General features: G+C 73.3%; 7 protein-coding genes and 1 pseudogene. 1 reads left to right on the top strand and 7 read right to left on the bottom strand.

Annotation, left to right across the window (positions count from 1 at the left end; translation table 11 throughout):
- Positions 1 to 137: 137 nt before the first annotated feature.
- The 4 genes from JNW87_RS31625 to JNW87_RS31610 form a co-directional block, all read right to left on the bottom strand.
- Positions 138 to 608, bottom strand: coding sequence for a ribose-5-phosphate isomerase (locus JNW87_RS31625; RefSeq protein ID WP_089012948.1), 471 nt, complete (start codon positions 606 to 608; stop codon positions 138 to 140).
- Positions 609 to 678: 70 nt separating this feature from the next.
- Positions 679 to 1,878 carry a DUF1015 family protein gene (locus tag JNW87_RS31620; RefSeq protein WP_109801965.1) on the bottom strand — a complete coding sequence of 400 codons (1,200 nt, stop codon included), beginning with the start codon at positions 1,876 to 1,878 and terminating at the stop codon, positions 679 to 681.
- Between the two features lie 11 nt (positions 1,879 to 1,889).
- Entirely contained in the window at positions 1,890 to 2,375 is a 486-nt protein-coding gene (locus tag JNW87_RS31615) for a hypothetical protein (protein ID WP_238454935.1), read from the bottom strand.
- A 137-nt stretch (positions 2,376 to 2,512) separates the two neighbouring features.
- Positions 2,513 to 3,136 (bottom strand): disulfide bond formation protein DsbA, encoded by a 624-nt coding sequence (locus JNW87_RS31610; RefSeq protein ID WP_109800892.1) that lies wholly within the window; start codon positions 3,134 to 3,136, stop codon positions 2,513 to 2,515.
- A 220-nt stretch (positions 3,137 to 3,356) separates the two neighbouring features.
- On the opposite strand from JNW87_RS31610, the pseudogene pepN reads away from it, so the two are divergent.
- Positions 3,357 to 5,902, top strand: a pseudogene (gene pepN, locus JNW87_RS31605) (aminopeptidase N).
- Positions 5,903 to 5,982: 80 nt separating this feature from the next.
- Here the strand turns inward: pepN and JNW87_RS31600 are convergent.
- From JNW87_RS31600 to JNW87_RS31590, 3 genes are all read right to left on the bottom strand, one after another.
- The gene (locus JNW87_RS31600; RefSeq protein ID WP_109800894.1) at positions 5,983 to 6,390 is read right to left on the bottom strand and encodes a DUF5130 family protein; all 408 of its coding nucleotides are present in this window, start codon (positions 6,388 to 6,390) and stop codon (positions 5,983 to 5,985) included.
- The gene (locus JNW87_RS31595) at positions 6,377 to 6,661 is read right to left on the bottom strand and encodes a hypothetical protein (protein ID WP_109800895.1); all 285 of its coding nucleotides are present in this window, start codon (positions 6,659 to 6,661) and stop codon (positions 6,377 to 6,379) included. The genes JNW87_RS31600 and JNW87_RS31595 overlap by 14 nt, the downstream gene beginning before the upstream one ends.
- Before the next feature lie 74 nt (positions 6,662 to 6,735).
- Positions 6,736 to 7,467 (bottom strand): amidase family protein (locus JNW87_RS31590; RefSeq protein ID WP_255544593.1); only part of this gene is annotated, 732 nt, incomplete at its 5' end.

Here is a 7,467-nt window from a genome sequence, read left to right as displayed (position 1 = left end):
GTGGCCGCCGCGCTGCCGGGCCCGGGACGCCGCCCGCCCCACGACGCGGACCTGGCCGAGGCCGAGGCCCGGGTGGTGATCGTGCGGCGCAACTGGGTCCCCCGCGAGGACCTTCCCCGCTCCGGCCGCTGACGCGGTCAGGCCGGCAGGTCGGGCAGCTCGCGGGTCTGCTCGTACGAGGCGACCTGGGCGATCCGCCGGGAGTGCCGCGGGTTGCCGGAGAACGGGGTGGTCAGGAACGCCTCGACCAGGGCGGTCGCCTCGTCCAGGGTGTGCTGGCGGGCGCCGACCGCGATGATGTTGGCGTCGTTGTGCTCCCGGGCGAGCTGCGCGGTGTCGATGTTCCAGGCGAGCGCCGCCCGGACGCCGGCGACCTTGTTCGCGGCGATCTGCTCGCCGTTGCCGGAACCGCCGATGACCACGCCGAGGCTGCCCGGGTCGTTGACCACCCGGTCACCGGTGTGCAGGCAGAAGGCCGGGTAGTCGTCGTCCGGGTCGAAGGCGTGCGGACCGACGTCGACCACCTCGTAGCCCTGCGTGGCCAGGTGGTTGGCCAGGTGCACCTTCAGCTCGAAACCGGCGTGATCGGATCCCAGGTAGACGCGCATACCGCGCAGTCTGTCAGGCCGGCCTCCGTGCCGCCGCAAGGGCGGCGCACGGAGGCGGATTCGTCACAGCTCAGCGGGACAGCTCGGCGACCACCAGGCCGCCGCGGGCCTTCGGGGTGAACCAGGTGCTCTTGCGCGGCATCTTCTCCCGGGCCAGATTGACCGCGACGAAGTCGTCCACGGTCACCGGGGCGATGAGGATGGCCAGCTCCGCCCGGCCGGCGTCGACCTCACCGGTGAGCCAGCTCGCCGGGTAGTCGCCGCCCACGTAGGTGATCCGCTTGTCGCCCGGGTCGAGGCCGAGCGCGTCGCGCAGCAGCAGCCGCTCGACCAGGGCGTGGTCGAGGTTCTCCAGCCGCCCGCCGTCGACGTGCGGCAGGGTCACCGCGTACCCCTCACCGGCGAGGTAGAGGTGCACGGCGCCGCCGCCCGCCGGGACCTCGACCGGGCCGTCGATCGGGGTGATCTCCGCACCGGCGGCGCGGAGCCGGTCGAGCAGCTCCTCCGGCGTGGTGGTCAGCTCGCTGACCAGCCGGTTGTAGGGCTGGATGGCGACCGACGCGGGCGTGGTGATCACCGACAGGAAGCGGGGCAGCCCGCCGGTCTGCGCGGCCAGGCTGCGGTGGTTGCCGTCGGCGACCACCAGCTCGCCGCCGCCGGCGAGGGCGGTCAGCTCGTCCTGCTCGGGGCCGGGACGCAGCAGCCAGATGGCGTGCGTCCGCCCGGACTGGTCGACGTCCGTCGCGGCGGGCGCGCCGGCCGACTCGGTCGCCGCCGCGAGCGCGGCGTGCAGCTCGTCGCCACGCCCGGTCTGGAGCAGCAGTACGGGCGAGAGCAGGTGCCCGAGCGCCTCGGCCAGGGCCACCCGCTCCCGCACCTTGGCGATGAAGACGTCCTCGTTGCGGATGACCAGACCGGGCTCGTCGGCCCGGGTGGAGATCTGGTCGGTGTCGACCATGGCGAAGAGCCCGTACGCGGGCTCCTCGCCCGGCGCGCTGATCCGGTAGAGCACCACGACCTGCTCGGCCGGGGTGTAGCTGCCGTCCGCCTTGGCCTCGGTCAGGCGGGCCACCGCGTCGGGGAGGGCGTCGAGGAAGGACCTGCCGAGGCTCTCCGGCGCCCGGTGGGGCATCTCGATGCCGAGGGCACTGTGCGGGTTCGCCTCGATGATCGCGGTGATCTCCGCGTCGTCGGCGAACTCGTCGTAGTTCTGCGCGCCGGTGCCGCCAGTGGTGATCCAGGCCCGGGCGATCGGATGCACGACCGTCATGCCCACGGACGCTACCCGCGGCCCCCGGCCCGCCGAACCCGGACCCGCACCGCGTCCACCAGATGAAAGGGGCCGCGCTCAGCCGTTGCGGTCGAGCGGCGCCGGCGCGTTGCGGTGTCGGCCGGGCGCCGGGGTGGGACCGGGCGGCCGCCCGGGACGGAGCCGGCGGGGCCGGACGGGTGGGACGCCGCCGACCCGGCGAGCCGGACGGTGGTCGCGCCCACCGGCACCGGCCGGCCGGCCACGACGCCGGGCCGGATCGCGCCGGGCGTGGGGGTGGGCAGGACCGTCTCGGCGGGCGGGGTCATCCGGGAGGTGGCGACCACCCGGGCGACGCCCACCACGATCGGCGGGGCCAGCAGGTCGACCATCTCGGCCGGCAGGGCCGGACGGACGGCCGGCCAGTCGACCTCGTCCACCGACCAGTACGTCGCACCGGAGTCCTCGGTCGCCGTCTCCTGCGGCGCGTCGTCGGACGTACGGCGGTGCTTGGCCATGGGAATGCCTCCTCCGGGCTGCCGGGGCGCGGCCCCCGCGGGCCGCCGGCTGGGACACCCGGTGAAACGAGCCCCGCACCGGCCCGGTGACGCCGGGGCCGGTGCGGGACTGCGGATCGTTGCCGGAGCTCCCGCCGTCAGTCGAAGATGGGGCCCAGCTCGCGGGAGCGCTTCAGCTCGTAGAAGCCCGGGGTGCCGGCGACCAGCAGGACGCCGTCCCAGAGCCGGCCGGCCGCCTCACCCTTCGGCGCCGGGGTGATCACCGGGCCGAAGAAGGCGACCTTGCCGCCGTCCGGGCCGGGGGCGTGGATCACCGGGGTGCCCACGTCGGTGCCGACCGGCCGCATGCCCGCCTCGTGGCTGGCCCGCAGCGCCTCGTCGTACGCGGTGGACTCGGCGGCGTCGGCGAGCGCCGGGTCCAGCCCGACGTCGGTGAGCGCGCCGACCAGCATCTCCCGGCCGAGCGGCTCCTTGCCGAGGTGGATCCGGGTGCCCATCGCGGTGTAGAGCTTCGCCACCGCCTCCTGGCCGTGGGCCTGCTCGACGGCGATGCAGACCCGCACCGGGCCCCAGCCGCTCTTCATCAGTTCCTGGTACTGCTCGGGCAGGTCCCGGCCCTCGTTGAGCACGGACAGGCTCATCACGTGGAAGTCGATGTCCACGGGCCGGACCTTCTCGACCTCCAGCAGCCAGCGGGACGTGATCCACGCCCACGGGCACAGCGGGTCGAACCACATGTCCACGGCGACACGTTCGGTCACGGTGAGATCCCTTCACGACGGGTGCGCCGGTGAGCCCGGCGCCTCCCTCGATCCTCACCCCGACCAGCATGGCCCGGTACCGGAATGAGAGCGTGACCTCGACCACCGAAGGGTGTCGGTGCATGGAAGACTCGGACCGGACCGGCCGTCACGAGCGGGCCGGGGAGGCCGGGGCCGCCGCGGCGCGGCGCTAGTGGGATGGAGACGAACAGTGCCGGGAGTGCGCAATCTGACCCAGGTCGAGGCCACCGAGCGGGCTCGCCTGCTCGAGGTGACCGGGTACGACATCAGCCTTGACCTGTCGACCGCCGTGCAGGGCACGGGACGCACGTTCCGCTCGATGACCGAGGTCCAGTTCCGCTGCGCCGAGCCGGGCGCGACGACCTTCATCGAGGTGGCCGCCGAGTCGGTGCGGTCCGCGACGCTCAACGGCGCGCCCGTCGACACCTCCGGCTGGTCGGCGGAGAAGGGCCTCACGCTGTCCGGTCTGGACGCGGAGAACACCCTGGTGGTGGACGCGGACTTCGGATACTCGAACAGCGGGCAGGGCCTGCACCGCACGGTGGACCCGGTCGACGGGGAGACCTACCTCTACAGCCAGTTCGAGACGGCGGACGCGCAGAAGGTCTTCGCCTGCTTCGACCAGCCCGACCTGAAGAGCGTCTTCACCTGGCACGCCACCGTGCCGGACCACTGGCGGGTGGTCTCCAACATGCCGGTGGAGCGGGAGGAGCCGGCCGGCGAGGCGCTGAAGACCGTCCACTTCGTGGAGTCGGCGCGGATGAGCACCTACATCACCGCGCTCTGCGCCGGGCCGTACCACGAGGTGCGGGACAGCCACGACGGCATCGACCTGGGGGTCTTCTGCCGGGCGTCGATGGCGCGGTACCTGGACTCGGACGACCTGTTCCTGATCACCAAGCAGGGCTTCGACTTCTTCCACGAGAAGTTCGGGGTGCGCTACCCGCTGCCCAAGTACGACCAGCTCTGGGTGCCGGACTTCAACGCCGGCGCGATGGAGAACTTCGGCTGCGTCACGCACGCCGAGTCGCACTACATCTTCCGCTCGCAGGTCACCGACTTCGAGTACGAGCAGCGGGCCAACACGATCCTGCACGAGCTGGCGCACATGTGGTTCGGTGACCTGGTCACCATGCGCTGGTGGAACGACCTGTGGCTGAACGAGTCGTTCGCCGAGTGGGCCAGCCACTGGTGCAACACCCACGCCACCCGGTTCCACGACGCGTGGACGACCTTCCTGTCGATCCGCAAGAACTGGGGCTACCGGCAGGACCAGCTCTCCTCCACCCACCCGGTGTACTGCGAGATGCCGGACCTGGAGGCGGTCGAGGTCAACTTCGACGGCATCACGTACGCCAAGGGCGCCAGCGTGCTCAAGCAGCTCGTCGCGTACGTCGGGGAGGAGCCGTTCCTGGCCGGCCTGCGGGCGTACTTCGGCAAGCACGCCTGGGGCAACGCCACCTTCGACGACCTGCTCTCCGAGCTGGAGACCGCCTCCGGCCGGGAGCTGCGCAAGTTCGCCGCGCAGTGGCTGGAGACGGCGCAGGTCAACACGCTGCGCCCCGAGGTGGCCATCGGCGACGACGGCAGCTACCAGCGGGTGCTGGTCCGCCAGGAGGCGCCGTCCGGGCACCCGACGCTGCGTACCCACCGGATCGGGGTGGGCCTCTACGACCTGACCGACGGCCGGCTGGTCCGCCGGGAGCGGGTCGAGGTCGACGTGACCGGGGAGCAGACCGAGCTGTCCGCGCTGCACGGCAAGCCGGCCGCCGACGTGCTGATGCTCAACGACGACGACCTGACGTACGCCAAGCTGCGGCTGGACGAGCGGTCGATGGCGAACGTGGTGCAGCACATCGCCGGCTTCGAGTCGTCGCTGGCCCGGGCGCTCTGCTGGACCGCCGCCTGGGACATGACCCGCGACGCCGAGCTGCCGCCCGCGACTACGTCGCGCTGGTGCTGGCCGGCCTGCCCGCCGAGACCGACATCAACCTGGTCACCGCCACCCTGCGGCAGGCGACCACCACGCTCACCTTCTATGTCGACCCGGCGTGGGCGCCGACCGGCTGGGCCGAGCTGGCCCGGACCGCGAAGGACGGGCTGCTCGCGGCGGAGCCGGGCAGCGGCTTCCAGCTCGCCTGGGCCCGGGCGTACGCCTCGGCGGCCCGCTCCGCCGAGGACCTGGCCACGCTGCGTGGCTGGCTCGACGGCACCGAGGTGCCGACCGGGCTGACCGTGGACACCGAACTGCGCTGGGCGCTGCTCCAGTCCCTCGTGGCCAACGGGGCGGCCGGCACCGCCGAGATCGAGGCCGAGCTGGCCGGCGACCGCACCGCCAGCGGCGAGCGGGAGGCCGCCTACGCGCACGCGCTGGTGCCGACCGCGGAGAACAAGGCGGCGGTGTGGGCGTTGCTCACCGGCCCGGAGGCGCTGCCGAACTGGCGGCACCGGGCGCTGCTGCAGGGCTTCGCGCACCCGGCGCAGGTCGACCTGGTCGCTCCCTACCGGGAGAAGTACTTCGCGGTGGTGGACCAGGTCTGGGCCAGCCGGGACAGCGAGCCGGCGCAGGAGTTCACCCAGCTCGCCTACCCGGCGTACCTGGTCGAGGACGAGACGGTCGCGGCGACCGACGCGTGGCTGGCCGGCGAGGGTCACCCGGCCCCGCTGCGCCGGCTGGTCGCCGAGGGCCGGGACGGCGTGGCCCGCGCCCTGAAGGCCCGCGCCAGGGACGCCCAGAGCGCCTGATCCGCCGGGTCGCCGAGATGGCGATACACGAAGCCCGGCCCGCGAAACGCGGACCGGGCTTCGTCGTGCTCGGGGAGGGCTCAGCCCTTGCCGGCGTGGCTGGCGAGCTGGTCGAGGCCCTGGATGATGCCGCCGGCCAGGTCGCCGCCGCCGAAGGACGCCACCATGGAGAGCGCGGCGAGCTTGGCGTACGTGTCCGGGATGCGCTTGCGCGCGTACCGGCCGGTGACGATCTCCAGCTGCCGCTGGTTGGGCGACACGGCGATCAGGACCGACCTGTCGGGCTCGGCGAGCTGGTGGTGCAGCCGCTGGGCGTGCTCCCGGATCGGCTCGTCGAGGCCGCCCACGTAGACCGAGAAGACCAGGCCGGTGCCCTGGTCGGCCAGGCGGAGCGCCTCGTCGATGCGGAGCAGCTGGCGGGTCGAGAAGGGCCCGTCCAGCACCTGGGGCGGGTTACCCGTCCCGGCCTGCGTCTCACCAACGGTCACTTGTGCCTCCGGTTCCACCGGCCGGCGCCTCGACGCCGGCCTTCTCAAGCTTGTGGCTGGTCAGCGCCGGCGCCTGCGCGCCCGCGGCCAGCGCGGTGCCGGCCGAGTCGGCCAGCTGCTCCGGACGGCCGAGGAACCAGACCGGAGTGAAGTCGAAGGGCCGGCCCGGCCGGTAGCGCTTGGCGCCGCCACCGCCGCCACGGCCGCCGGCGATTGCCAGTCCGGCGATCACCAGCACCGCGGCCGCCGGGATGCCGACGAAGACCAGCAACGTCTCGGTAACAGACAACCTCAACGCCCCCAGGCGGAAAGAGAGAGACCAGGAATTCCGGGTCGGGTGGACTGTCAAGGAGACGATTCCCCGACTCCGCTTGTGGTATTCACGTTAGCGGAGTCGACGGCCCGCCAGATTGCGGGGTGGTGATCCCAGCCGCCACTCCCGTGCTCCAGTTGCGCGGCAGTGGCGATCAAAGTCGCGTCGGCGCCGTACCGGCCGGTGAGCAGCACCCCCACGGGCATGCCGTCGGCGGTGCGACCGACCGGCAGGGAAACGGACGGTTCGCCGGTCACGTTGAAGATGGCGCAGTACGGCGAGAACCGGCGCTGCCGGTCGAAATCCTCCGCCGGATCGAGGGCGGCGAACGACCCCACCGGCGCCTGCGGCGCGGCCAGCGTGGGGCAGAGCAGCAGGTCGCAACCGGCGGTCCGGTGGGCGCCGAGGCGTACCTGGGCCTGCAGCTCGCCCAGGGTGGCCATCAGCGCGCCCGCGCCGACCGCCGCGCCGCGCGAGCGGAGGAGCCGGGTCAGCGGCAGCAGCTCCCTCTCCCGCTCGGGCGGCACCGGGGAGAGCGCCAGGACGTACCAGACGGTCTCGAAGAGCGGCCACGCCGCCGGGCCGAGCGGCGCCGGGACCTCGACCACCTCGTGGCCGGCCGCGGTGAGCAGCCCGGCGGCCCGGTCGACGGCGGCGACACAGTCGGGGTGGACCGGCTCGTCGGCGAGCATCGGGCTGGTGAAGCGGCCGATCCGCAGCCGGCCCGGCGCGGCCTCGCGGGCGGCGGCCAGGTAGCCGCCGGC

This window comes from Micromonospora sp. ATA51 (assembly GCF_016802855.1).
Taxonomy (GTDB): domain Bacteria; phylum Actinomycetota; class Actinomycetes; order Mycobacteriales; family Micromonosporaceae; genus Micromonospora; species Micromonospora sicca.
Note: the sequence above shows the minus strand (reverse complement) of the source record. Positions and strands in the feature narration are given on the sequence as shown.

Bases quoted from the DNA above. Each gene is read 5' to 3' on its own strand.
- JNW87_RS31615 (WP_238454935.1), bottom strand. From the start codon at position 2,375: ATGGCCAAGCACCGCCGTACGTCCGACGACGCGCCGCAGGAGACGGCG.
- JNW87_RS31625 (WP_089012948.1), bottom strand. From the start codon at position 608: ATGCGCGTCTACCTGGGATCCGATCACGCCGGTTTCGAGCTGAAGGTG.
- JNW87_RS31620 (WP_109801965.1), bottom strand. From the start codon at position 1,878: ATGACGGTCGTGCATCCGATCGCCCGGGCCTGGATCACCACTGGCGGC.